The organism is Halomonas ventosae, assembly GCF_004363555.1.
Classification (GTDB): domain Bacteria; phylum Pseudomonadota; class Gammaproteobacteria; order Pseudomonadales; family Halomonadaceae; genus Halomonas; species Halomonas ventosae.
Map to the genome: position 1 here is coordinate 71,764 of NZ_SNZJ01000010.1, position 25,850 is coordinate 97,613.

The window sequence follows — 25,850 nt, forward strand, 5'->3', positions numbered from 1 at the left end:
GGAAGTCAGCCGGACGCGGGCCTGCTCCGCAATATGCTCCAGCACACATCATCCCTTGGGTGGGGTATCCACCAGCCGGGCCTTGAGCCACGCCACGGCGCGACTTGCCCGGGCGGAAAGCGGCGATGTCCTGTCCAGATTTTACGGATTTTTTAGATGGCTCTGTGATGCCATGAGGGCTCTGTCTCCCCTGCCAGATGGCATAACCGCAGAACGTCGAGGAGGCTACCATGCGCGAGAGCGTACTCCGTGAGCAGTGGCTCAACTGGGCGCCAATCCTCAAGGTGCTCTCCGTGCTGTGGCTGGTCCTGGCGGTCTTCATGATGGTGCCCTGGCTGGTCCTGGTCATCGAGGAAGAGCCCGATGCACGCGCCTTCGCCCTGTCCACCGGCATCGTGCTGGCCTCGGTGGCCATCAGCTTGCTGGCCACGCTGCGTATCACGGTTTCCCTCAAGCCGTGGCAGATGTTTCTGGTCACCACGCTCAGCTGGGTGAGTATCAGTACCTTCGCCAGCCTGCCGCTGGTGCTGGGGGCGCCACAACTCACCTTCACCAACGCCGTGTTCGAGTCGGTGTCGGCCATTACCACCACCGGCTCCACCGTCCTGTCGCGCATCGACCAGCTTTCCGATGGCCTCAAGCTATGGCGCGGCATCATGCAGTGGCTGGGCGGCATCGGCATCATCGTCATGGGCATCGCCATCCTGCCGTTCCTGAAGGTAGGCGGCATGCGGCTGTTCCACACCGAATCCTCCGACTGGTCCGACAAGGTCATGCCGAAAACAGGCGGCATCGCCAAGGCAACGCTCGGCATCTACTGCGGCTTCACGCTCACGGCGATGCTCGCCTACTGGCTGGGTGGCATGGCACCGCTGGATGCCGTGGTGCATGCCATGACCTCACTGGCGACCGGTGGCTTCGCCAATTCCGATGCCTCCTTCGGTGCCTATGCCGAACAGCCCCACCTGCTATGGCTGGGCTCCCTGTTCATGCTGATGGGCGCCCTGCCCTTTGTCCTCTACATCCGCGTGTTGCGCGGGGCACGGATGGCGCTATGGCGGGATCAGCAGGTGCATGGGCTGCTGATCCTGCTGGCCACGGTCTGTCTGTTGCTGACCCTGTGGCGCATGTGGCTGGGCACCCCACCCTTCGAGGCACTCACCCATGTGGTCTTCAACGTCATCTCCGTGGTCACCACCACCGGCTACGCCTCGGATGACTACACCCTGTGGGGCCCGATGGCGACGGTTGCCTTCTTCTACCTCACGTTCGTGGGAGGCTGCAGTGGCTCGACCGCCGGGGGCATGAAGATCTTCCGCTTCCAGGTCGCCATGCTGCTACTGGTCAGCCAGCTGCGCTTTCTCAACCACTCCAGCGGCGTCTTTGTCTCGCGCTACAATGGCCAGACGCTGACCGACGAGATCACGCGGGGCGTGGTGGCGTTCTCGTTCTTTTTCTTCCTGACCATCGCCGGGCTGGCACTCGGCCTATCCCTGATGGGGCTGGACTTCATCACGGCGCTCTCGGGCGCCGCCACGGCGGTGGCCAATGTGGGGCCGGGGCTCGGCGACATCATCGGCCCATCAGGCAACTTCATCCCTCTCCCTGACGCCGCAAAGTGGCTGCTGTGCGTCGGCATGCTGATGGGGCGTCTGGAGATCCTGACGGTGCTGGTCCTCCTGACCCCGATGTTCTGGCGGCGATAGATCACCATGCAAAAGGCCCTTGAGAAGACCATGCAGGAGCTCGAAGAACACACGGCCAGTCCGTCGCGTCACCCAGCGCCCATTCGGCTGTTAGTCGCACTGAGCGGTGGCGCAGAGGATGCCGCTCTGGTGCGTGCCGCCCATCGCCTGGCGACGCGTGACCGCGTCCAGTGGTGTGCCGCCTACGTCGAGAGCGACAGAGAGGATCCGCAGCGACGGCTGATGCTGGAGCGCGACTTTGCCCAGGTCCAGCGCCTGGGCGGCGATGTCCGCGTGGTCTCGGGACAGGATCGTGCCCGCGAACTGTTGGCACTGGCGAACGAGCTGAAGGTTGCCACCCTGTTGGTCGGCCATGGGCGCCCCTCGGGCTGGCGGTTCTGGCGTCGCCCTCTGGCAGAGCGTCTGGCCCGCCTGGGCGGACCCTTCGACCTCGTGGTGGCCGCCGAGGCACGCCAGCGGCCACGCTTTCGTCCTCGCCCCCGCCAACGCCCCGGGCTGTGGCGGGATGCCGGCATTGCCGTGAGTTCGACCCTGGCGGCCCTGGGCCTGTCGGCGGGCCTGAAGTCCTGGCTGGCACTGGGCAATCTCTCCTTGCTGTTTCTCGGCGCGGTACTGCTCAGCGCCACCCTGGCAGGAACCCGCTCCGCCATGCTGGCCGCCGTGCTGGGGTTTGTCAGTTTCAATTTCTTCCTGACCGAACCGCGCTACTCGCTGGCCATGGTAGAGGACGATCAACTGGTCACCGTGGTGGTCTACCTGCTGGTCGCCGTGGTGGTCGGGCAACTGGCGGGCAGCGCCCGAACCCGCCTGCTCGCCCTGCGGGCGAGCCGCGAACAGACCTACCAGCTGCTGACCTTCTCCCGAGAGCTCGCGGTGGCAACGGACCGGCACCGCGTCGGCGAGGTGGGCGTGGCCACCCTGATGCGCTGGCTCGGTTGTCCGGTGGTGATGCTGGATGCCACCGATGAAGAGGGTGATGTGGCACTGCTCCATAGTGCACCGGCCGGACATCAGCTCGCCCCCGACGCCAAGACCGCCGTGGCCTGGAGCCGTCTCCATCGTCGTCCCAGCGGCAAGGGGACCGAGCAGCCGCTGGACACCGACTGGCAGGTCATTCCGCTGGTGGAACAGGGGCGGCTGGTAGCGCTGGTCTGCCTGGCCCTCGGACAACGGGAGCACCCACCATCCCCCGACGAGGACGGACGCATCGATGCCATGCTGCGCCTGCTGACACTGGCGCTGGAGCGCACCCGCCTGGTCGCCGACCTGGAGGCATCGCGGCTTTCCGAGGAGAACGAGCGCCTGCGCTCGGCCCTGTTGTCATCGGTTTCCCATGACCTGAGAACGCCCCTGGCCTCGATCATCGGCTCTGCCAGCACCCTGCGTGATCTTGCCGATCAGCTCAGCCAGGCCGACCGCGGCGAACTCCTCGACGGCATCCTGAGTGAAAGTGAGCGACTCGACCGTTACATCCAGAACCTGCTGGACATGACCCGCCTCGGGCAGGGTGGCCTCAAGCTGGAGCGCGACTGGATTTCCGTGGAGGACCTGGTGGCCAGCGCCCTGCGGCGCCTGGGACCTGCGCTGCGGGGGCTTCACGTGCAGCGCGATTGGCCGGAGGACCTCCCGCTCTTGCACGTGCATCCGGCGCTCATCGAACAGGCGCTGGTCAATGTCATCGAGAATGCGGCGCGCTTCTCGCCGCCAGGCGGGACGCTGCGCCTTGAGGCCGGGGTCGAGTCGGGTCAGCTATGGCTCGCGGTGACCGATCAGGGCCCCGGCATCGAGCCCCACCTGCGCGAACGAGTGTTCGACATGTTTTATACCGGCGGCGAGGGCGATCGCGGCCGCCATGGCAGCGGCCTGGGGCTGGCCATCTGTCGCGGCATGCTCGGCGCCCATGCCGGCAGCATCGTCGCCGAGCCTGGCCACGAGGGAACCGGCACGCGCATCGTGATGCGCCTGCCACTGCCCGACGCCACCGAGGAGCCTCGCCACCATGCCGAATGAACCCCACCGCATCCTGGTCATCGACGACGAGCCGCAGATTCGTCGCTTCCTGCGCATCAGCCTGGTCTCCCAAGGCTTCGTGGTCTACGAGGCGGCGAATGGTCGCGAAGGGCTGATGCTGGCTCTGAAGGAAGTCCCCGATCTCGTCCTGCTGGACCTGGGCTTGCCCGACATGGACGGCCAGGCGGTGCTCGACCGGCTGCGCGCGCGCAGCCAGATGCCCATCATCGTGGTCTCGGTGCGCGGCCAGGAGGGGGAGAAGGTCCGGGCACTCGACCATGGCGCCAACGATTACGTGACCAAACCCTTCGGCATCCAGGAACTGTTGGCACGCATCCGTGCCCTGTTGCGCCTTCGCGAGGTCTCCCAGGAGATCTCGGAAGGCCAGCGCTACCGCGGCAACGGACTGGTGATCGACCCCGTCGAACGGCGTGTCTGGCGTAACGGCTCGCCCGTTCACCTGACACCCAAGGAGTATGCCGTGCTCGAACGCTTATGCCGCCACAGCGGCCGGGTCGTCACCCAGACACAGTTGTTGCGCGAAGTGTGGGGGCCGAGTCACGCCGACGATACCCACTACTTGCGCATCGTGATCAGCAAGCTGCGCCAGAAGCTCGGTGATGATCCCGCTGACCAGTCATTGCTGCAGACCGAGGCCGGTATCGGCTACCGCCTGATGATCGAGCCCGAACGCGCCGACGATCCTGCCGACGACGAGAAGGAGACCCTGTCGTGAAGATCATCATCCTTGGCGCCGGCCAGGTCGGCGGCACCCTGGCCGAGCACCTGGCCCGGGAGGAGAACGACATCACGGTGGTGGACACCGACGGTGAGCGCCTGCGCGAGCTGCACACCCGCCTGGACATCCGCACGGTGTCCGGGGCCGGCTCCTACCCCATGGTGCTTCGCCAAGCGGGCTGCGAGGATGCCGACATGCTGATCGCGGTGACCAACTCCGACGAGGTCAACATGATCGCCTGCCAGGTGGCCCACACCCTGTTCCGCACGCCGACCAAGATCGCCCGGGTGCGCGCCGCCGCCTACCTGACTCGCAAGGGGCTGTTCGCCCACGAGGCGGTGCCCATCGACGTGCTGATCAGCCCCGAGCAAGTGGTCACCGACTATATCCGTCGGCTGATCGAGCACCCCGGCGCCCTGCAGGTGCTGGAGTTCGCCGACGGCCGGGTGCAGCTGGTGGCGGTGCGGGCGATCTACGGTGGCCCGCTGGTGGGCCAGGAGCTGGGCTTCCTGCGCCGCCACATGCCCAGCGTGGACACCCGGGTCGCGGCCATCTACCGGAAAGACCGACCGATCATCCCGCGCGGCGACACCGTGATCGAGGCCGACGATGAGGTCTTCTTCCTCGCGGCACGCCGCGACATCCGCGCGGTGATGAGCGAGCTGCGCCGCCTCGACCGCGATTTCCGCCAAGTGATGATCGCGGGCGGCGGCAACATCGGCGAGCGCCTCGCCGAGCACCTGGAGCACAGCCACCGGGTCAAGATCATCGAGCATGACCTCGAGCGCTGCACCCAGCTCTCCGAACGCCTCGACCGCACCGTGGTGCTGCACGGCAGCGCCACCACCAAGCGGCTGCTGGAAGAGGAAAGCATCGAGGACTGCGACATCTTCTGCGCGCTGACCAACGACGACGAGGTCAACATCATGTCGTCGATGCTGGCCAAGCGCATGGGTGCCAAGAAGGTGCTGACGCTGATCAACAACGCCGCCTACGTGGACCTGGTGCAGGGCGGCGAGATCGACATCGCCATCTCGCCCCAGCAGGCCACCATCGGCAGCCTGCTGACCCACGTGCGGCGCGGCGACATCGTCAACGTCCACTCGCTGCGCCGCGGTGCGGCCGAGGCCATCGAGGCCATCGCCCATGGCGATACCCAGTCGTCCCGGGTGGTGGGACGCGCCATCGGCGAGATCGACCTGCCCCAGGGCACCACCATCGGCGCCGTGGTGCGCGGCAAGGAGGTGCTGATCGCCCATGACGACGTGGTGGTGGAGTCCGGCGACCACGTCATCCTGTTCGTGATCGACAAGCGCCGGCTACGCGACGTGGAGCGGCTCTTCCAGGTCGGGTTGACGTTTTTTTAAGAAAGGACTGCACGCGGCCAGAAGCGGCCATTGAGTTTTTCCTGATGTATAACGCCGGTCATAAGGGGCGCCCTGACAAGGGCGTCCCGTGGAGGGCCAACGGCCCGGAACAGACTTAATGGCTTTGTTAATTTGCAGCTCCACGCCGACTACGACCATGTGATTATTTCCTGCGGCGTGTACGCCACAAACCCCACCCGCCAACAATGAGAAGAAAAAGGTTTGCCTTCAGTGACGCTCCCCAAAACTGAATGCTAGCGGATTGCTGCTCCAACATTGCTGGCGTTGCATCCTGATAAGGAAGGGAGGCTCCAGAAAATTCCAGGAAGCTGAAAACAGCTCCTAAGAGCCCAATCACAACGAAAATGAAGCTCCCTACTCGCATGCTATTCCTGCAATTTAACAGGTATTAGATAGCGTGCTCGATATTTCACTTAAACGCGCATGCCCGTTCAACAATGCTATGCTGCGCGCTCGAGCACCTCTCATCCTATTGAAATCCCTATTAATTAAATATAGTTCGGCAGTATAACACCAATCATCGTGCATGCTGTATATCTCCAATGAACGTGCCTGCTGCCTTTGCCAGCATGTCCGCTATGGGTCGCGAACAGTCAATAATGATTCCATCAGCATAGACTAACATTCATCATTCGGCCAGAAGCGGACCATTCCGTCGGAATCATCTACTCAGCACTGTTGGTGCACGCTTCGCAAAAAAACCTTGGTTTTCTTTACGCCATAATCTCACATTGGTGGCCATGCCAGCATCGGATACCGGCATGGGAAGCAAAGGATCGAGATGTGTCCGACAAGGCTCCATGATGGCACCTAACTGGAGCTCCTGAAACAGAGCCTGGTAGGCCGTCCGGCCGCATTCTCCCAATCACAGCCATGAGGGTGGCCATCTCGGCGGTCAATTACTCGGCGCTTTTCTCGAGCGCGGATATTCCTTGGACGAGCAGCTTGTCGATCCGACGCCCATCCATATCGATGACCTCGATCCGCCAGTCGCCGACGGTGACGTGCTGGCCCACCTGCGGCAGTTCTCCTGCTTGGTGGAGCACGAGGCCGGCCACGGTCTCGTAACCAGATTCTTCCTCCAGCGTGAGACCGATGTGGTCGGCGAACTCGTCGACGGGCATCCACCCGGCGACAAGCAGCGAGCCGTCAGCGCGTTCGACCAGCTTGGGCTCGTCCGCCTCCGAGTCATCGAATCCCCCTGTGATCGCGCCGAGGATGTCCATCGGAGTGATGATGCCCTCGAAATGGCCGTACTCGTCGTAGACGAGCAGCATTTGGGCGGGGGCCGCCTTGAGCTGCTCGATCACCTGCATGGCCGGCAGGGCGTCGTGGACCACCGGGGCAGGCCATGCAAGAGACCTGGGGTCGAAGCCCTCCTCTTCCACCTGGAGGAGGTCATGGCTTTGCAGGATACCGACGATGTCGTCCTGACCACCTTCACGTAGTGGTAGGCGTGACCGGCCAGAGGCGCGCAGTCGGGCGAGGATCTCGGCACGGGTTTCGCCGACACTTGCAATCTCGACTTCATGACGAGGGGTCATCAAGCCGCGCGCAAGGCGATCGGCGATGCGCATGACAGCAGTGATCATCCGGGTTTCGCCCTTTTCGATGGTGCCAGCCCCCTCCGCCTCGACGATGATCATCCGGATCTCCTCGTCGCTGACGGTGACCTCCCGCTTGCCCGAGTGTCCGAGCAAGGTGAGGACGAGCTTGCCCGACCGGACCAGAAGCCAGACGAGCGGCAAGGCGGCGCGAGAAAGCAGATGCATCGCCGGCGCCACACGGGAAGCGACCGTCTCCGGGTTGGCCAGCGCGATCTGCTTGGGAACGAGTTCACCGATGATCAGAGAGAGGTAGGTGATCACGACCACGACGATACCCACGCCTAGTGGATCGGCCAGCCGTGCTGGAACCCCGAGGCCCGGCAGCGCGTCGGCGAGTCGGGCACCCAGCGTCGCCCCGGAGAAGGCACCGGAGAGTACGCCGACCAAGGTGATGCCGATCTGGACCGTCGAGAGAAACCGCGCAGGGTCTGCGGAAAGGGCAAGGGCGATCCTCGCGCCACGGGAGCCATCCGCGGCCCGCGTCTTGAGGCGCGTAGAGCGAGAAGAGACGATCGCCAGCTCCGACATGGCAAGCAGGCCGTTCAGTACGATCAGGGACAGAACGATGAGGATTTCGAGGAGCATGATAGCCGGCAAGGTGACGACGGCGAGAGGCGGTCGGGAGAGGGCGCTAAGAATAAGAAGTAGAGCAGCAGCGCGAGTGCCCCTTGATCATGGCACATATCGTGGTCCTCGACATGGGCATCAGCGGTGCTTTCCCTGAGCCGGAACCGACGCATTGCCCCGGCCGCCGGGCCGGGGCAATGCAAGACTTGCCCAGTCTCACAGCATGCGCTTCAGCTCCCCATAGTCACCGTCGATGCGCAGTACCACGGTCACCTCGTTGTCGTTGCGGTTGCGGAAGAACCAGCCGTGGTTCCCGGTGAAGGCCGCTTCCAGTTCGCCTTCGTCCTCGGGCACGCCGCGGCCCTTCTCGTAGCTGATCGAGTTGCCGTTGCCATCACCGTGGGTGTCGAAGTTGATCGGCCCCCCGTCGGACGACCAGGCGAACGTCGCGACGGCGCCCTCTTCCATGGTCAGCTTGTACTCGGTGCCTTCGCCCGGGGTCAGGGTAAAGCTCACCTCGTCACGCCAGGTGGTCGCTACCTCGGGAGTTTCCGAAGCCTCTTCCTGGGACGAGGAGGCGTCAGCCACCGCCTGGCTGGCCTCGGGTTGCGGTTCATCCTGGGCAGGCTCGGAAGAGGTCACTGGGTCAGCCGCGCCACTTGAAGCTGAAGCGGTCGCCGGCTGCTCTGGGGTTGCCTCGGGCGAGGTGTCGGCGGTGGCTTGGCGTTCTGCCGAGGCCTGGGGCGCCGGCTCTGTGACGACCGGCGATGCCTCGTCCGCGGCGGCCTGTGAGGCTTCCCGGTCGAGTTCGGCCTCCTCGGCCAGCTGCTGCTTGATTTCCCCCATCTCGGTGAGGCCCAGCAGGCGCCCGGCGCCGGTGGGGTCGATGGCGTACTCCGCGGGCAGCACCACGGTCACCAGCAGGCCAGCAGCCACCACCGCAGCCACCAGGGTGGAACGGATCAGCTTGCCGGTCGAGGGCAGCTCGGCACGGGTGGGTAGATCGGTGTTGTACATCGTGGACTCCCTGAATCAGGCGACGAAATAGCCGGTGAGCTGATAGCCGATCAGCACGAAGCCGGCGCACATCATGGCGACGTTGGCGGTGTAGGCGTGGCGCAGGAATCCGGCGGTGCGACGCCAGAAGCCCATGACGATGAGGATGGCACTCAGGGCCAGCAGCTGGCCCACCTCTACCCCGACGTTGAACGCCAGCAGGTTGGCCAGCAGGCCGTCAGGCGAGATCTCGTACTCGATGATCTTGGTCGACAGGCCGAAGCCGTGGAAGAAGCCGAAGATCAGCGTCGCCGCCTTGGTGTTGGGCTGAACGCCGAACCAGCGCTGGTAGGCGCCAATGTTGTCCAGCGCCTTGTAGACGACGGAGAGCCCGATGATGGCATCGATGAGATAGCTGTTGATGCCGATGTTGAAGTACACCCCCAGCAGCATGGTCGTGGAGTGACCGATGGCGAAGAGGCTGACGTAGATGGCGATGTGCTGCATCCGGTAGAGGAAGAAGATCACCCCCAGCAGAAACAGGATGTGGTCGTACCCGGTCACCATGTGCTTGGCGCCGAGGTAGACGAACGAGATCAGGTGAACGCCATAGATCTCCTGGATGTAGCCCTTGTCACCTTCGGCGACGGCATGGGCAAGGGCATCACCGCTGGCTCCCAGGAGCATCACCAGCAGCGTAAGCAGGGTCAGGGCATGGCGTCGGGCCTTGTCAGGCACGCCGAACGCCTCCCCCATTCGGGATGGGAACATGAAACCTCCACGGGTCTGTCTTGGGTATCGGCCGTCCGGTGGACGGCCCCGGTCATCCAGCGATGACCGACCGTGGAGGGCGCTCCAGGCGATAGACGCGGCGCAGCGGAACGCCGTGCTGGGCACCGATCCGCAGGGCGTCACGGAAGAGCGATGCCAGACTCACGCCTGCCGCGAGACGGTCCGCCGTCTCGTGGAAGTGGCTGCCACTCTCGTGATGCAGGTGGCGACCGTCCCCGTGGTCATGCTCATGGACATGGGAGTGCCCATGGTGTTCCCTTTCCACCGCCTGGTACGCCGCCTCGCTCGCTGCCGTGCTCAGCGGCCCATGGGCACGCGACTCGCCGGCACTGGTCAGCACCAGGCCCGGGACGATGAGCAGCAGCAGGAGCAGGTAGCCGAGACGATGGCGCAGCCGGTGGAGCATGAATAGCCAACCAGGATGACAAGGGAAACCGGGGCGCAGGTGCCGGGCCGCGACGGGCGGCATTGGCACGCTGCCGGCAAGAGCCTAACATCCTCCCTAGGGGGATAGGAACAACGACAGGGAGCCTAAACATGCCACCACATACCCACGAGAGCCACCCCGACATCATCAAGCGGCTCAACCGCGCCCGGGGCCACCTGCAGAGCGTCACCCAGATGATCGAGGAAGGGCGCCCCTGCCTGGACATCGCCCAGCAGCTGCACGCCGTGGAGAAGGCCATCCAGCAGGCCAAGCGCACCCTGGTGCAGGATCACATCGACCACTGCCTGGACGCGGCCATTGGTGCCAGGACGGAGGGCCAGCAGGCCCAGATCGAGGACTTCAAGGCCATCGTCCGCTACCTGTAGCGGCGTGATTGGCCCCACCGGCTCCACCCGCCCTTCCACCATCGATGACAAGGCATGCCTTGCGTGCTCAGGCGTGCGCTTCTGTCACTAGCGCCGGCCACAGACGCGCGGCCAGCAGGGTGGCGGCCAGGGCCAGGATGGCCAGGACCGCGAAGGCGGACATCATGCCCAGGGCACTCCCCAGCCAGCCGGCCAGCGGATAGGCCACCAGCCAGCAGGCGTGGGAGAGCGAGAACTGGGCGGCGAACAGCGCCGGGCGCTCCTCGGCCGCGCAGGACTGCTTGAGCAGCCGGCCGGTGGGGGTCATCACCATCGAGGCCCCGGCGCCCAGCACGAACCACAGCAGCAGCAACGTCACGAAGCCAGGCGCCGTCAGCCCCGCCAGCAGGCTGGCACTCATCAGCAGGCCGCCCGCCAGCATCACCGGCCGCTGGTCCAGGCGCTCCAGTATCTTTGGCAGGGTAAGGGCAACGACCATCGAGCCACCGCCCGCTGCCGCAAAGGCGATCGCCACCTGGGTCTCCCCCAGGCCCAGCGCATGACGCACGTAGACCACGGTATTGACGATCTGCATGGCGCCGGCCGCGGCCACCGCCATGTTGAGGGCGAGCAGCCCACGCAGCCGTGGGGTGGCGAGATAGCGACTCATGCCCTGGGTCAGCCTGGCCCAGACGCCGCCGCCAGCCGTCTGCGGATGCGGCGAGGGCAGCGACACGCTGACCACCAGCAACGCCGAGAGCAGGAAGGCCGCCGCATTCAACACGAACAACAGGTTGAAGGACATTACCACCAGCAGCAGGGCGGCGAGCAGCGGGCTCAGCAGGTTCTCCAGGTCATAGGCCAGGCGCGACAGCGAGAGCGCCCGGGTATAGCGGCGCTCGTCCTCGAAGATATCTGGGATCGTGGCCTGGAACACCGGCGTGAAGCCCGCCGAGCAGGCGTTGAGCAGGAAGATCAGCAGGTAGATCTGCCACACCTCTGTCACGAACGGCAGGCTCACCACCACTGCGGCGCGCAGCAGGTCGAGGGTGACCAGCAAGGCACGCCGTGGCAGCCGGGTGGCATAGGCGCCGACCACCGGGGCGATGCCCACGTAGGCGATCATCTTGATCGCCAGTGCCGTGCCCAGTACCTCACCGGCGCGCTCCCCGGCAAGGTCGCTGGCTAGCAGCGCTAGGCCGACCGTGGTCAGCCCGGTGCCGATCAGGGCGATCACTTGTGCGGAGAACAGGTGGCGATAGCGACGATCCCGAATCAGCTCCATACCGCTCCTCTTGTTGACGCGGGGTGACCCGAGGCCACCAGGCATGTCAATTCATATCCCCCCCAGGGGGATATAGGAAGCCTAGCGACTGCCGACCAGGAGGACAATTGATGCTGGGCAACTCAAGACGAGATCGCGCATCATGCAGGGGCGCAACAACGCCATACCGGGCACAACCCGGCGACCGCGATGAGCTCCGTTACCAGATAACGCCCGGCGCGCGGCTCATTCGTGGCTGACAGCAGAAAGAAAACACACCTTTTTCTTTCAATAGAAAGGTTTACGCAATTCCTTTACAAAAAACCGCCCCTCCAGGGCATCCTGGAGGGGCGGTCAACGTGTGTAAAGAAAACGACCGGATAGCATACAGAAGCTTTCGGCCAGAAGCGGACGATTGATCAAAGCTAATATAACGCTTGAGCTATCGGGCGTCGTAAGGACGTGTCGACTTAAAGAGCAATTAGGAAAATCACTCCTCCCCGAGCAGCTCACCTTCTTCATTCAGTACATGCAGGAAAACAGCAAGGCTGCCAAGCCCCCTCTGTTGTCAGGATTGATGTCGTGTGTCCGTGAAATCCTGAAGCGTGGGAAGGGGAGTCAAATTCCACGGTTAATCGAAGGGTTGTGGCCAGTTCTACGTGGACGAGCCAGCTACTTCATTCCGGTCGATGCTGCCTTCTGGAAGCGTTGGATCAATGGCTGCCGACTGCATTGCGTGACAAGGCGACAGTAGAAGTGTCCCAGAACCCGGCGTCGGAAATGACAGGTGATGATTTCAGATGTCAATCTTGCCCGGTGGTGTGGGAGGACGGGGGAGGCAACCCCCCCTCCTACTCACTCGGTGCGTGATCGAGCAGTTTAGAACTTGAACAATGCACCGACGGAAAACAGATCGATGTCATTATCAATATCATACCACTCCCACTCACCGACAATACCGAGCTGGTCAGTGAACATATATTGACCGCCGAGACCATACATGAGGTCGGTGCCATCGTCGTCAATGCCGGAAGCAGCACCACCCCCTTTAACATCCCACATAATCATGCCGAACTTGCCGAACACGCCGAACTGCTCGTTGAGCGGCAGAATGCCTTTCGCAGCGAGCGTCCAGCCGTCCGCTTCGGCGCTGATTGCCGAACCGTCTACGGATCCACTGGTCTCACCAAAATCTACCCAGGCGGCCTCGAAGGCGATATTCGAGTTCATCTCCCAACCGCCGAAGATCTTCCAGCTGGTATCCTCATCGTCGCAATTGGTGACACCATCACACGCATCGATGGTCGCCTGCCCGATGCCCGCTCCACCATAGAAGCCACTCTCTGCGAGGGCATCACCCGTCAGACCCAGCGTCAACAAAATGGCACCAATTATTTTCGTTTTGTTCATGACCTGCTCCTAAGTAGCAACCCCGCAAGAATCATCCGGACAAACCTTTTATACCTGCTGTGTAACAGTATAGTGTAGTTCGACTGACCTTCCCCTCTACCTGTCGGACACGACATCGCCCATCCGCGGGTGATGGGCGATGCGCGTGCCTGGGTTGGCGGGTCGGCGTCAGCTGGAGGGGAAGTTCAGCTGAGCCTGTTCCCGTGAGTTCTGGGCGGGCCAGCGCTGGGAGACGGCCTTGCGGCGGGTATAGAAGCGCACCGCGTCGGGACCGTAGGCGTGGAGGTCACCGAACAGGGATTCCTTCCAGCCGCCGAAGCTGTGGAAGGCCACCGGCACGGGCAGCGGCACGTTGATGCCCACCATGCCCACCTCGATGGCATCGCTGAAGCGCCGGGCGGCCTCGCCGTCGCGGGTGAACACGCAGGTGCCGTTGCCGTACTGGTGGGCGTTGATCAGCGCGATGGCCTCCTCGAAGGTCGCCACGCGCACCACGCAGAGCACCGGGCCGAAGATCTCGTCGCGGTAGATACCCATCTCCGGGGTCACCCGATCGAACAGGGTGGCGCCCAGGAAGTAGCCCGGCGATGCCTTGACCAGCGGGTGCTGGCGACCATCGACCACCAGCTCGGCACCGGCCGCCTCGCCCTGCTCGATATAGCCCGCCACCTTGTCGCGGTGGGCGGCGTTGACCAGGGCGCCCATGTCGAGGCCCTTTTCGGTGCCGGGGCCGATCTTCAGGGTGCGGGCCTGTTCGCCGACCTTCGCCACCAGGTCATCGGCGGTGACATCACCCACGCACACCGCCACCGAGATCGCCATGCAGCGCTCGCCGGCACTGCCGAAGGCGGCGCCGATCAGGGTGCTGGCGGCGTTGTCCAGGTCGGCGTCGGGCAGCACCACGGCATGGTTCTTGGCCCCGCCCAGTGCCTGCACGCGCTTGCCGTTGTCGGCACCGCGGCGGTAGATCGATCTAGCCACCGGGGTGGAGCCGACGAAGCTGAGCGCCTTCACCTCGGGGGCGTCGATCAGCGCCTCCACGGCCTCGCGGTCGCCGTGCACCACCTGGAAGAGCCCGGCGGGCAGGCCCGCCTCCGCCAGCAGCTCGGCCATCTTGAGGGCGGCGGAGGGTACCTGCTCGGAGGGCTTGAGGATGAAGGCATTGCCGCAGGCCAACGCCATGGGGTACATCCACAGCGGCACCATGGCCGGGAAGTTGAACGGCGTGATGCCGGCGACGATGCCCAGCGGCTGGTGGTTGGACCAGGTGTCGATGCCCGGGCCGGCGTTATGTGAGTACTCGCCCTTGAGCAGCTCCGGCACGCCGCAGGCGTACTCGACGTTCTCGATGCCGCGCTTGAGCTCGCCCATGGCGTCCTCGAGCACCTTGCCGTGCTCCCTGGCGACCAGGGCGCAGAGCTCATCGGCGTCGCGCTCCAGCAGCATCTTGAAGCGGAACATCACCTGGGCGCGCTTGGCCGGCGGGGTATCGCGCCAGGCGGGCTGTGCCGCCCGGGCGGCGTCGATGGCGCGCTCCACGGTGGCGGTGTCGGCCAGGGGCACGCGGCCGATCACCTCGGCGCTGGCCGGATTGGTCACGTTCAGGTGGCGGTCGCCGTCCAGGCGCTCGCCACCGATCCAGTGGGTCAGGATCTGCATGTCGCGTCCTTGTGGGTCAGACTTCACGGCCGAGCAGGGCCTCGTTGAAGGGGTAGCGGGAGAGCTTCTCGACCCCGGTCTCGGTGATCAGCACCTCCTCCTCTAGCTTGACGCCATCGGCGGCGCCCACCTCGCCGATGTAGCTCTCCACCGAGACCACCATGCCGGGCTCGAGGACGCCGTCCTTGGAGAAGCGGTCGAAGTCCATGTGGTGCGCCACCAGCGGTGTCTCGCCGTGCATGCCCACCCCGTGGATGATCGAGGGGTAGCGGCGATCCAGGAAGCGCTCGGGGATCTTCCAGGCCGTCTCGGCGATCTCGCGGTAGCTCATGCCGGGCTTGAGGATGCCCATGTTGTGGTGCACCTGGTCATAGGCCATGCGGTAGAGCTCGCGCTGGTAGGCGCTGGGCCGGCCCGGCCCGACGTGGAAGGTGCGCGAGAAGTCGGAGTAGTAGCCGTGGCAACCGATGGTGTCGGTGTCCAGGGCCACCAGCTCGCCGGGGCGGATCTTGCGGTCGCTGGCCTCGTGGAACCAGGGGTTGGTGCGCGGCCCGGAGTTGAGCAGGCGGGTCTCGATGAACTCGCCACCGCCGCGGATCACCTCGCCGTACATGATGGCGAACAGCTCGTTCTCGGTGACGCCGGGCTTGATCGCAGCCTCCACCTCGGCCACCGAGGCCTCGCTTGCCGCCATGGACTGGGCCAGGCAGGCGATCTCCTCGGGGGTCTTGATGCGCCGGCAGTGCAGGGTGTCCTGCATGCAGTCGAAGACATCCAGCCCCTGGGCCTCCAGCGAGCGGGCCAGGTTGAGCGCGCAACGGTCCAGGCCCACCTTCTTGTTGCCGCGGCCGTGTTCCTGGACCAGCTCGGCGATCTCCAGGCCGAAGGGGTCCGAGGAGAGGTTATCGCGCTGGTTCACCGCTGACCACACCACCTTGGAGGTGCGCGACTCGTCGATGGTCTCCAGCCAGGTGGAGATATGCGCGCTGCCGGGATACTCGAAGAGGATGATCGGGCCTTCCAGCGGCACGTAGATGTAGCGCGTGGAGTTGCGCAGGAAGTAGCCGAACATGTTGCGCGAGCCGGTGGCGTAGCGCTGGTTGTTGGGGTCGAACAGCACCAGGGCGGCGTAGCCCTGCTCGGCCATCATGGCGCGCAGGCGCGCCAGGCGCCCGGCGCGTAGCTGCACGGGGTCGAAGGCGGTCGGGATGCTGTCGCCGTTGGCCATCGGCGCGGACGGCACCACCGGAATGTGGTCCGGTTCGCTGTCGGTCAGTTTCTCTGACTCTACGATGCTCATGGGGTCTCTCGCTGTGTCGTCAGGGGGATGGCCGCCTGCACGCGCGGCCATCGGCAAGGGAGGTAGCAGGAAGCGACGTCGGGGCTCAGTCGGCCAGGCTGTCCGAGCGGTCCATGCCCTCCTCGAGGAGCCGCTCGTGGACCGGCGCCATGCGGCCGAAGATGCGCTGGGCGCGCTCGGGGCGGCCGATGAAGCCCGGCTCCTTGGCGTAGGCGAAGATCACGGTATGGCGCTCCTTGTCGCCCTCCACCGGGGTGACCCGGTGCAGCGAATAGCGGCCGAAGAAGACCTGCAGGTCGCCGGGCTGGAGGTCGAGCGACTTGAGGCGCGTGCGGTCGCCGTCGATCACCTTCTCCACCTCAGCGAAGTTCTCGCCCTCCGGGCTGCGGATGCCCGGGGCATACTCGAAGCGGCCGCCGCCGTGGGACTGGCGGGTCATCATGGTGACGATGAACTCGTTGGTGTCGTAGTGCCACGGATGCTGGCAGCCCTCGCGCAGCACGTTGACCACCAGGTCGGCCAGCGGGTCGGCGTACTGGTGGATCTCCTCCATGCCTACCACGGCGCCGATGAAGCGCTGGAAGTCGGGATGCTCGTAGACCTGGCGGATGATGGTGTCGCCATCGATGCGATCGCCGGCCACGAAGCCGTTGGTGCGGTCATCGAAGCGGTTCACCGGATGGCTGGCCGGTTTCTCGGCATCGCCGGCGCTGTTGTAGGGGTTGGTCTCGGTCTGGTTGTAGTGCGCCTCCGGCGAGAGGCGTTCGGTCTCGCGCTCGAGCCGCGCCAGGGCGTCCTCCGGGACGAAGTTCTTGAGCACCACGCAGCCGTCCTCGTCGAGCTGGCGACGGCACTGCTCGATCAGGGCGCGGCCGGCCTCGCCGTCCAGGTCATTGACGGGATAGCGGGCCAGGTCGATCAGGCCATCGAGGGTGTTGGTCGTCTGGACGTCAGCGGTTGCCTGCATGGCTCTCCTGCTCCTGAGTGTTGCGGGATGTCGCTGGACAGCATAGTGACGCCTCATTCATAATGAAAATGAATGATTGAGATACAACCAATTTCAAGAGCTCATTGTTCATGGATACCGTGCTGCTTCGCACCTTCGTCACCGTGGCCGAGTGCCAGGGCTTCAGCGCCGCCGGCAAGGTGCTGCATCGCACCCAGTCGGCGGTGAGCCTGCAGATCAAGCGTCTCGAGGACCAGATGGGCCAGGCGCTGCTGGAACGCACCAGCCGCAGCGTCTTGCTGACCGCCCCGGGGGAGCGACTGCTGCCCTATGCCCGTCACATGCTCAAGCTCGAGGACGAGGCCCGGGAGGCCCTGGGCGACACGCGGCGCGGCGAGCTGATCCGCTTCGCCACCTCCGAGGAGCAGGCCGCCGCCTATCTGCCCGCCCTGCTGCCCCGCTACGCCGAGCGCTTCCCCGACACGCGCCTGGAGATCCACTGCGACATGAGCGCCAGCCTGGTGAAGCGCTTCCAGGAGGGCCTGCTGGACGTGGTGCTGTCGATCCGCCACCTGCCGACCCAGTCGGGCCAGCTGCTCGGCTGGGAGCCGATGGTGTGGGTGGTGGCCGAGGGCGTCTCGCCGGCCGACTGGGCGACCCTGCCCCTGGCACTCAACCCGGAGGGATGCATCTTCCGCGCCCATGCCCTCTCGGCCCTGGGCCGCGAGGAGCGGCGCTGGGAGGTGCACTACTCCAGCCAGTCGCCCACCGGCATCAACCTGCCGGTCCAGGCGGGCCTGGCGATGACGGTGAAGACCCCGCGCAGCGTGCCCGAGGGGTGTCGCATCGTCGGCGAGGCGGAAGGCCTGCCGCCCCTGGGGCAGGTGGAAATCGAGCTGCACCGCCGGCCGGGGCATACCAGCGAGGCCCTGGAAGCCTTCTGCGAGGAACTGGAGCACCTGGTGATCGACCACGACGACGTGGCCGCCCCGGCGCCGAGCGAGGCCGTCACCTGAGTCATGGGCCATAGACGCCGCGGGCCCGCGTCGTCCAGCGACACGGGCCCGCCTTGCTCTGGCGAAGCGCCATCAGGCGCCGCGCCCATCAGTCGCGCTGGTAGGTGCCCACCAGGCGGTTCATGCCGATCAGGTGGGGCTCCGCCTGCTTGAGCAGTTCGGGCAGAGAGAGGCCCTCCGGCAGGTCGGTGGCCTTGTCCAGCGCCAGCACCCAGAAGTAGTACTGGTGCACCCCGTGGCCCTCCGGCGGCATCGGGCCGCCGTAGCCGGTCTTGCCGAAGTCGTTGAGCCCGGGGGTCCCCTCGCCGCTGCCCTCCTTGAGCTCGCTGGTGGCGGCGGGCAGGTTGTAGAGCACCCAGTGCACGAAGCCGTAGCTGCCGTTCTGCACCAGGGGGGCATCCGGGTCATGGCAGATCACCGCGAAGCCCTTGGTGCCCTCCGGGGCGCCCTGCCAGCTGAGGGCCGGCGAGACGTCGTCCCCCTCCCCGGTGTATTTCGTCGGAATGGCACCCCCCGCCGCAAAGGCGGAGCTTTCGAGCTGCATGGTCGAGAGAGCAAAGGCCATGGTGATCAACCTCCCTGGATATCCAAGAGTTGAAGATGTCTGCGTTTTGGCAAGACGGTGAGACAGCGCCGACTCAGCGTCGGAGAAAGCCCGGCGCCTGTCAACGCCACCTCTCCATGGCATGATGGCCGCAAGCCATGAGTTCAACCCGGGAGACCGCCATGCCTCGCCTGCTGATCGTCGCCCATGCCCCCTCGCCCAATACCCTCCGGCTGCGCGAGGCCGCCGAGCGTGGAACCCGCCACCCCGATATCGAAGACGTCGAGGTCACCGTGAAGCCACCCCTGGAGGCCGGCCCCGAGGATGTCCTGGGCTGCGATGCCATCCTGCTCGGCACCACCGAGAACCTGGGCTACATGAGCGGCGCCCTGAAGGACTTCTTCGACCGCAGCTACTACCCGGTGCTGGAGGAGAAGCAGGGGCTGCCCTGCGCGCTCTATATCCGCGCCGGCCGCGACGGCACCGGCACCCGCCGGGCCGTGGAGGGGATCGTCACCGGCCTGCGCTGGAAGTGGGTGCAGGAACCGCTGACCCTGCGCGGCGAGTGGCAGGAGGCCTTCGTCGACCAGGTGGAGGAACTGGGCATGGCGATGGCCGCAGGGCTGGAAAGCGGGATTCTCTAGTGTGCTGTTTCTCACGTTCGCGTAGATAATTTGGTCAAGAGATCCTTCCATATGCTCTCATCCATCGGCCCTCCTCTCGTGATCAGTGCCGCTTGTTCGAGCGCAGAAACACGGTCTCGAGGAGAGGTCCGAGAGGCGGCCGTCCTGGGACCGCCTTCTTGGTTAACACTCAGCCCTTCGGGGTGAACCAGATTGGCGAGGTGTAGGCCCGCTCCTGCGTGGTCATCGGCACCTCGTCCGGCATCGTCAAGCCGTAGAACTTGGCGTCGTAGGCGGTCCAGCGCGGGGTTGGGATCTCGATAACGCGGGCGTAGTAGAAGGCGCGTTGAGAGGCGTCAAAGTCCGGGTCGGTCCAGACCGTGATCAGTTCGGGGGCTCCGATGGTGTTGGTCCAGGTCGCCTCGGCCACATCCACCGAGTTGCCGACCGGGGGCAGCGTGCCATCGGTGCCCAGCTCGCGCTCATCGGCATCGCTCCAGACCACGTCATGAACTTTTTCCTGCGTCTCGCCGTTGGCATCGACCCAGCCCTTGATGATCTGTATGCGGTCGAGGTTGGCGCCGATCGGGTCCTTGAGCGCGGCGACGAGGAAGGTCGGGGCCTTGCCCTCCGGCGCATCGCTGAGGTCCCCGCCCATGGGCACCCCCTTGGTGTAGCCGGTCTCGGCCGGGAGCCGACTGTGCGCATCCTCGGGCGTATAATCCCAGCCGCCGAAGAAGCGGACGATAATGCGACTGCCGGTGGTGGCATAGGCCTCACGCCGCTCCATGGCATCGAAGATCGCTTCACGGGTATTCTCCGTGGCCCACACGGCGGCGTAGCCGGAGGCGGTCACCTCCCACTCCATGATCTGCAGGTCACCTCGCCTCATGAAGGGTCGCTTGATCCGCTCCGGCCCCGGCTCCATGCTCGAGACCTTGCCGAAGAAGTTATCCTCCTCGGCGGTGGCGAGGCCGGTATGCGAATCGGTCGAACCGATCAGGCCGAACTTGTAGGGATTCGTGCCGAGCTCCGGCTCAAGGGCCAGCCCGTTCTTCAGCGCCGAGCGGGCATACTCGAACTCCAGCATGTCCTGCGTCTTCGCCTCGCTCAGGACCAGGTTGCCCTTGTCCCAGGTCTCGTAGTCGGCGAACTCGTCGTTCGGCGAGAGGAAGGGGTGGGCCTCGCCGTCACCCTTCATCTGCGTCACCTCGTAGAGCGGTTCCCAGCGGGCCCGGCCCTCGGCATAGGCATCATCGATTGGCTGACCGGTGAAGGACTCGATGCGCGGGAACATGCGGCCGTTCGAGAGGTTGCCGTTGTGCGCAATGGCGAGTACGTCGCCGCCGGTCTTCTCCTCGTAGGCTTGCATCCACTTCCAAAGCTCGCGGGGGTTGTCGCTGCCCCAGGGCGCCAGGGTCACCATGGGCTCCATCTGCCGGGCATAGCTCCCGCCGTCGCGGTAGATGACGTTGCGGTGCAAGTTGTTGCCACCGGAGTTCGAGGTCCACTCATAGCCGATGAAGGCGGTGAAACGGCCCGGCTCGTTGGCCGCCTCGGCCGCCTCGATGGTTTCCTCCCAGGCCGAGCGATAGACACTCGCGCCCGGCATCGACAGCAGATCCTTCGGGAAGGATCCATCCGAGAAAGAGTTGACGATCTCGAGTGCCGCCTCCATCCCCTTGCCGGACTGGACCATGTTGTACCACTTTCTTCCCGTTGGATCCGCCAGCGAGGAAGGGGCGCCCGAGAGCAGTTGCGGGAAGAACCCCATGTTATCGGAATGGTCGGCGACGACCAGGAAATCGAGCGGGCGCGAAAGCTTCACCTGCTGACCGCTCGAGGCCATGAGCTCTTCACCCTTTGCAAAGCGATAGGCGTCCTGCGGCATGAGCCGCGCGCCGGCGGCACCGGCGTCCATGGACATGCCGGTGTGCAGGTGCGTGTCGCCGAAAAACGGTCGCGTGGGGAAATTGCGCCCGGCATAAGGCGAGTACGGTCGCGGCTGCTGGATACCCTGAAGTGCCTCCTCATCCATCGTGCTGGTGTTGATACCCACGGTCGAACGTTCTTGCGCCACGGCCGGAAGGCTCAATACGGCCGCCGTTGAGCCGGCAAGTAGAACTCGGTGAAGCGTTACCCAGGACATCGTCTTTCTCCTTCCATCGCTTGAATCAAAAGGGTTGGTCGTACAGTCCCATCCGCGGTGCTCATCAAAAGCCTGTCACGCGCTCGATCAGCCAGAAGGCCGCCAGCGAGCCGATGGCGTAGGCGGACGCTCCCGCCCCCCATCGCGAGGGTGCAACACTCACACGACGCCAGGCCCAAAGGCAGGCGGCGACGGCGGCGACGAAGGCGAGCTGTCCCGCCTCGACACCGAGATTGAAGGTCAGCAGCGCCAGCGGAATATCAGCGGAGGGCAGGCCGACCTCCGCCAGGGCCCCCGCGAATCCGAGGCCATGCAGAAGACCGAAGGCGAATGCCACGATCCAAGGATGCCGCGCGGTGAGTCCCGGCTCCCCGCGCCCCTGCCGCGCCAGCTCGCTCGCCAGGAAGAGAATGCTGAGCGCGATCACCGCCTCGACCGGCGCCTGCGGCACGGCGACGACGCCGAGGGTGGCGGCGGCAAGCGTCAGGCTGTGCGCGATCGTGAAGGCGGTGATGGTCTTGACCAGCAACGCGGTTCCTCGAACGATCAGCGTCAATCCGAGCACGAAGAGCAGATGGTCAAGCCCGAGCAGGATATGCTCGATGCCCAGGACGAAGTAATCGCCGGAGACGGCAAGCGCGGGGCGAGGGCCCTCGATGTCCACCCACGGGGCGGATGGCTTCACGAGATTGGTCTGTGCGGTACCATCACCGAATGCGACCCGGACGAGCGTATCGGTGCGCATGCCTTCAAGCCCCTCGATGACGACGCGCTGACCGACGATACCATCCGCGCCACAGTCGATCAGGCCACGCTCGACCAGCGCGCCGGGGACGGCAGGGCCGGTGCCGGCGGCAACCTCGGAGCAGGCCCCAGGCCAGCCGACCGAAAGGCCCAGCGCCTGGTCACCGCGTGCCGGCCGCTTCCAGAGCACCTCATACTGGCCGGATGGCAACTCGCGAATGTCGAGATAGGCCGGGCGCGACTCATGGGCGCTTGCGGGCGTTGCCCAGAACAGCAGCACGGCCAATGCGATAGCGAGCCGGGCGATCATGGCCGCCCCCTGCCCATTGCCAGCCCAGCCGGCATTGCGTCGGCTTCTTCCTCGATCACCACCTCGTAGCGGGCGAGGAGCTGGCGATAGATCGCCTCGTTCGCTTGCTGGCGTTGCGCGTGCGCCCAGTCTGCCCTGACCTTCGCCTCTATCTCCGCGAGCGGCGGGGTCACGCCCGCCTGCCGCCCCTCCAGTCGGACCAGATGCAATCCATAGCCGGACGCGATCGGCCCGGACCAGATGCCCGTCTCAAGTCGCATGAGCGCGTTCACGAAGTCCTGTCCGAACAGGAGTGCGACCTCCTGTGCCGTGCTGCCACGATAGGTTCGATCGAGCAGCCTGCCGTCACCCAACCCGTCCGGACCGGCATCGCCCGTGCGCAGGCTTGCCAGCACCACTCGAGCCGCCTGCTCGCCTGCCGCGCCGCGCCGATCCAGGTCGAAGTAGACCTGAGTGAAGGAGAGCCGGGGCGGCGTGCGATACTGCTCGCGGTTCGCCTCAAACCAGCCGGCGAGTTCCTCGGCAGAAGGTTCGCGCAACGCGGCGAGGTCCTGGGTGACGAACTCGAACTTCTGTCTCAGCAGACGGCGAATCACCGTATCGTCGCGGTCGAGCCCGAGCGCTAGCGCCTCGCGGTAGAGCACCTCCTCGCGAACCTGTTCATTGATGAGGCCGGCGACCTCGGCTTCTGTCGGGGGCCGTTGCCAACGCTTCTGCCACAGCGTTTCCAGCCGCTCGATATCCCCCGCCGTCATCACGATCCGGTTGTCAGGCGAATTGGCTTCCGGATCTGCCGTCGCGCCATAGACTCCAAAGAGCACTCCTCCGATCAGCAGGAAGTGCACCAAGGGTTCCCTCGCGATCCGCGATACGATGGACTGTCTGGAGTGCATGTCCGATACCCTCCATGGGCATAAAAAACCGCCAACCATCACGAGTGCGAGATAGCCAGCCAGAGAAGGACTTCACCATTGCGCCCTAAGGGTGCACCGGGAACTTGTAGGCTAATCTCTCTGCTGGAAAAGCCTAGGTGCTTCGCCGCGAGGTCGGTAGTTGGACCTTGGGCCCACTTAATATTGCAGCAGCGCCTCAAGGGCCACCCCTACCTCATGGCGTAGGACGCAAGATGTGGCCATCGGGGCTGAATGCGGCGCCCCTGCACCGCACTCAGTCTTTATAACTACTGCAGCACAGGCCGAGCGTTAACCGGTTGGATGAGGCAGTTGTTGGGGAAATGGTCCAAACCGATAGGCGACCTGCAAGGTTACCCGGTATTCTTGACCACGGCTCAGTCGCCGTTCCCTTCTGGCTCTTCCGGCAGGGGCGTCAGGAACATCCTCGCCAGCACGCCCGCGCCCAGGCGTGTGCGGATCACGGACAACACGTTGTAGCCCAGCAAAGCACCAGACAGGCAGATGACGTTCGCCCAGACGTGGGGCATATCCAGGTCCCGGAACAACGCACTCAGCGAGGGAATAAAGCCGCCATACTCGTGCCTTCCCTCGAAGCCCTTTTCCAGCAGCAGGACGACCAGTACACCAAGGGCGTACAAGGTGGTACGCAGTACAACATCTACCCAAGCTGATTGCCGCCGCACCCAGGTCCCCAGGGGTACGTGCTGCATCACCAGCACGACCTTGGACAGGATCAGCGCGCCCACAACCGCCTTGGATATACCACTGAATTCGATATGGTATTCCGCCAGAATGAGCTGCTTCAGCAAGAGAAAGGCGGCCAACCAGCAGCCAAAATAGAGCGTTAACAGTCCCACCGCTTTTAGCTCGTGGGTCAGCTTTTTTCTCAGTTCCATCGGGTCTTGTTCCCCCACGGTTAACGACACTTCAGGCGCTTTCCGACAAAGGCTGACCATTAGCGGTCTGAATCGCTTTGTCATCAGGCGTGAAAACCCGAGCCATGTTATAGATCTGGTTCCACGGCGCCCTGAACTCCGGACTCTTCCTGTCCACGAAGTAGGCATACTGGATTCGATAGTTATCTACCACCGGATTGGCGTAGATATAGGCTTCCTTGGCGATCTCGCGGGCTTCCTCCGGTCCTGCTTCGACTTGGGCACTCGCGAACGATGATATGGGCGTTAGAAGCAGAAGGCAGGAAAGAGCCATTCCGGTACAAGTTCTCATGATGGTGTTCCCCTTCTCGTTGAACTCCGTATTGAACTACGCAGTTGATAGGCCAGATAACGTTTCAGCTCAGCCGCAGACAGCTCGCGAAGCGGGTTGGCCGTCGGCTGGCGCGCCTTGTTGGGTGGCACGCCAGCTACTTAGGTGGATTCGCTGGCGGAAGTGCTCCGACCTGCTCCTGCAGATCGATGAGCGGCTGCTGGCTCACCTTGAGGAATCCGTCGCGCGGTCGATCGAGATCGACCACAAGGGTGATAACCGCACCAAGGAGGGCGATCAGCACGATGGTAGTAATGGGGCTGCGCCGCTGGATCAAGCCTGCGTTGTAGCCCACCATCCCCAGCGTCAGCATCGAGCCGCAGAAGAGGAGGAGGATGATCGTTTCGGGTACGCGTGCGTAGATGCCCGCCGTTACCCGCGTCTCGTTTAGGTCGATCGTCTCGTTCAGTGAGTCAATGAACAGAGCCAGGACGTCAGATTCGGGTGTGGCGCGGGCCAACTCTTCGGCGACTGACCAGAGCTTCTCTTGAAGCTCGACCGATCGAGTTATTCTCACTCGGACGTCCGCCAGATCGTCGGTCGCGATGCGCAGGGGAACGTACTCGCGGAGCAGATCCCGGATCTCGCTCGAGGCCGGCTCTGGCAGGTAGCCGGCCCTGAGGTAAGTGGTACCTATGGAATTCGCCTCGGCCAGCACGAGCCCGCGGCGCGTGTCGAAGCGATCGGATGCCATCCCCATCGCGACCGCGAGCAGGAACGCCATAAGGGCCAGGAGCGAGCCCACGATCATGCCCGTGGGGCCCTCCTTCTCGTCATGCGTGCGCTCCTGCCACCAATACCCGTAGCGGTAACCAACCTCGATAACGGTCAGCGCGAAGATGCCGAACGCTACGAAGACGCCACCGATCGGCAGTGAATCAAGTATCTGCTGGAAACTCACCGCCCCTCACGCCTCGGTAGTGGCCAGGTTCGCGAGATGTCGCGAATAGCCGTTATATCGGGCATAGAATAGTCCTTGTATCATGCCGTCCAACGCCTGAGCTAACCGGGCGGCGACAGAGGCATTGATTATAGATTCCGCGCCCAACCGCCGCTCCGGTTGATCGACTTGTTAGCTGGCCTGACGAATCCCAATGTCAGGCCGATT

General features: G+C 64.5%; 23 protein-coding genes. 7 read left to right on the forward strand and 16 right to left on the reverse strand.

Annotated features, from left to right (window positions below; all coding sequences use genetic code 11):
- Positions 1-230 precede the first annotated feature (230 nt).
- The 4 genes from trkI (at position 231) to trkA (ending at position 5,822) form a co-directional block, all read left to right on the forward strand.
- Positions 231-1,706, forward strand: coding sequence for a Trk system potassium transporter TrkI (gene trkI, locus DFP85_RS10305; protein WP_133636201.1), 1,476 nt, complete (start codon positions 231-233; stop codon positions 1,704-1,706).
- 129 nt (positions 1,707-1,835) lie between these two features.
- Entirely contained in the window at positions 1,836-3,716 is a 1,881-nt protein-coding gene (locus DFP85_RS10310; RefSeq protein ID WP_166644629.1) for an ATP-binding protein, read from the forward strand.
- A complete protein-coding gene (locus DFP85_RS10315) occupies positions 3,706-4,452 on the forward strand; it encodes a response regulator transcription factor (RefSeq protein ID WP_133636203.1) in 747 nt (248 codons plus the stop codon). Before DFP85_RS10310 ends, DFP85_RS10315 begins: the two co-directional genes overlap by 11 nt.
- Positions 4,449-5,822, forward strand: coding sequence for a Trk system potassium transporter TrkA (trkA, locus tag DFP85_RS10320; RefSeq protein WP_133636204.1), 1,374 nt, complete (start codon positions 4,449-4,451; stop codon positions 5,820-5,822). Before DFP85_RS10315 ends, trkA begins: the two co-directional genes overlap by 4 nt.
- 920 nt (positions 5,823-6,742) lie before the next feature.
- Here trkA and DFP85_RS10325 read toward each other — a convergent pair.
- The 4 genes from DFP85_RS10325 to DFP85_RS10340 all read right to left on the reverse strand — a co-directional run bounded on the left by DFP85_RS10325 (position 6,743) and on the right by DFP85_RS10340 (position 10,211).
- On the reverse strand, positions 6,743-8,035 hold the full coding sequence (locus DFP85_RS10325) for a hemolysin family protein (RefSeq protein WP_133636205.1): 1,293 nt from the start codon (positions 8,033-8,035) through the stop codon (positions 6,743-6,745).
- A 198-nt stretch (positions 8,036-8,233) separates the two neighbouring features.
- Positions 8,234-9,034: a hypothetical protein gene (locus DFP85_RS10330; RefSeq protein ID WP_133636206.1), complete on the reverse strand. Its 801-nt coding sequence runs from the start codon at positions 9,032-9,034 to the stop codon at positions 8,234-8,236.
- Positions 9,035-9,049: 15 nt separating this feature from the next.
- Positions 9,050-9,784, reverse strand: a complete 735-nt coding sequence (locus DFP85_RS10335) for a HupE/UreJ family protein (protein WP_133636207.1) — start codon at positions 9,782-9,784, stop codon at positions 9,050-9,052.
- Between the two features lie 52 nt (positions 9,785-9,836).
- A complete protein-coding gene (locus DFP85_RS10340) occupies positions 9,837-10,211 on the reverse strand; it encodes a hypothetical protein (RefSeq protein ID WP_133636208.1) in 375 nt (124 codons plus the stop codon).
- A gap of 131 nt (positions 10,212-10,342) precedes the next feature.
- Here DFP85_RS10340 and DFP85_RS10345 point away from each other — a divergent pair, with 131 nt between their 5' ends.
- Positions 10,343-10,618, forward strand: a complete 276-nt coding sequence (locus tag DFP85_RS10345; RefSeq protein ID WP_035414631.1) for a metal-sensing transcriptional repressor — start codon at positions 10,343-10,345, stop codon at positions 10,616-10,618.
- Positions 10,619-10,685: 67 nt separating this feature from the next.
- Here the strand turns inward: DFP85_RS10345 and DFP85_RS10350 are convergent, their stop codons facing one another.
- The 5 genes from DFP85_RS10350 to DFP85_RS10370 all read right to left on the reverse strand — a co-directional run bounded on the left by DFP85_RS10350 (position 10,686) and on the right by DFP85_RS10370 (position 17,197).
- Positions 10,686-11,882 (reverse strand): MFS transporter, encoded by a 1,197-nt coding sequence (locus DFP85_RS10350; protein ID WP_133636209.1) that lies wholly within the window; start codon positions 11,880-11,882, stop codon positions 10,686-10,688.
- Positions 11,883-12,740: 858 nt separating this feature from the next.
- Positions 12,741-13,271, reverse strand: a complete 531-nt coding sequence (locus DFP85_RS10355) for an outer membrane beta-barrel protein (RefSeq protein WP_133636210.1) — start codon at positions 13,269-13,271, stop codon at positions 12,741-12,743.
- Positions 13,272-13,439: 168 nt separating this feature from the next.
- Positions 13,440-14,930 carry a CoA-acylating methylmalonate-semialdehyde dehydrogenase gene (locus DFP85_RS10360; protein ID WP_133636211.1) on the reverse strand — a complete coding sequence of 497 codons (1,491 nt, stop codon included), beginning with the start codon at positions 14,928-14,930 and terminating at the stop codon, positions 13,440-13,442.
- Between the two features lie 16 nt (positions 14,931-14,946).
- Positions 14,947-16,230, reverse strand: coding sequence for a M24 family metallopeptidase (locus tag DFP85_RS10365; RefSeq protein WP_133636212.1), 1,284 nt, complete (start codon positions 16,228-16,230; stop codon positions 14,947-14,949).
- 85 nt (positions 16,231-16,315) lie between these two features.
- Positions 16,316-17,197, reverse strand: a complete 882-nt coding sequence (locus DFP85_RS10370; protein ID WP_133636213.1) for a HalD/BesD family halogenase — start codon at positions 17,195-17,197, stop codon at positions 16,316-16,318.
- A gap of 110 nt (positions 17,198-17,307) precedes the next feature.
- Between DFP85_RS10370 and DFP85_RS10375 the strand changes: the two genes are divergently transcribed.
- Positions 17,308-18,192: a LysR family transcriptional regulator gene (locus tag DFP85_RS10375; protein ID WP_133636214.1), complete on the forward strand. Its 885-nt coding sequence runs from the start codon at positions 17,308-17,310 to the stop codon at positions 18,190-18,192.
- Between the two features lie 88 nt (positions 18,193-18,280).
- On the opposite strand, the gene DFP85_RS10380 is transcribed toward DFP85_RS10375, so the two are convergent.
- A complete protein-coding gene (locus tag DFP85_RS10380; RefSeq protein ID WP_133636215.1) occupies positions 18,281-18,757 on the reverse strand; it encodes a YbhB/YbcL family Raf kinase inhibitor-like protein in 477 nt (158 codons plus the stop codon).
- Between the two features lie 161 nt (positions 18,758-18,918).
- Between DFP85_RS10380 and DFP85_RS10385 the strand changes: the two genes are divergently transcribed.
- Entirely contained in the window at positions 18,919-19,380 is a 462-nt protein-coding gene (locus DFP85_RS10385) for a flavodoxin family protein (protein WP_133636216.1), read from the forward strand.
- Positions 19,381-19,549: 169 nt separating this feature from the next.
- Here the strand turns inward: DFP85_RS10385 and DFP85_RS10390 are convergent, their stop codons facing one another.
- From DFP85_RS10390 to DFP85_RS10415, 6 genes are all read right to left on the reverse strand, one after another.
- Positions 19,550-21,508, reverse strand: coding sequence for a DUF3604 domain-containing protein (locus DFP85_RS10390; protein WP_133636217.1), 1,959 nt, complete (start codon positions 21,506-21,508; stop codon positions 19,550-19,552).
- Positions 21,509-21,572: 64 nt separating this feature from the next.
- Positions 21,573-22,562, reverse strand: coding sequence for a HupE/UreJ family protein (locus tag DFP85_RS10395; RefSeq protein ID WP_133636218.1), 990 nt, complete (start codon positions 22,560-22,562; stop codon positions 21,573-21,575).
- The gene (locus DFP85_RS10400) at positions 22,559-23,407 is read right to left on the reverse strand and encodes a peptidyl-prolyl cis-trans isomerase (protein ID WP_243737273.1); all 849 of its coding nucleotides are present in this window, start codon (positions 23,405-23,407) and stop codon (positions 22,559-22,561) included. The genes DFP85_RS10395 and DFP85_RS10400 overlap by 4 nt, the downstream gene beginning before the upstream one ends.
- Positions 23,408-23,850: 443 nt before the next feature.
- A complete protein-coding gene (locus DFP85_RS10405; protein ID WP_133636220.1) occupies positions 23,851-24,372 on the reverse strand; it encodes a hypothetical protein in 522 nt (173 codons plus the stop codon).
- A gap of 31 nt (positions 24,373-24,403) precedes the next feature.
- On the reverse strand, positions 24,404-24,703 hold the full coding sequence (locus DFP85_RS18970) for a hypothetical protein (RefSeq protein ID WP_208108492.1): 300 nt from the start codon (positions 24,701-24,703) through the stop codon (positions 24,404-24,406).
- 136 nt (positions 24,704-24,839) lie between these two features.
- Complete coding sequence (locus DFP85_RS10415; RefSeq protein WP_133636221.1) at positions 24,840-25,643, reverse strand: bestrophin-like domain; 804 nt, start codon at positions 25,641-25,643, stop codon at positions 24,840-24,842.
- Positions 25,644-25,850 lie beyond the last annotated feature (207 nt).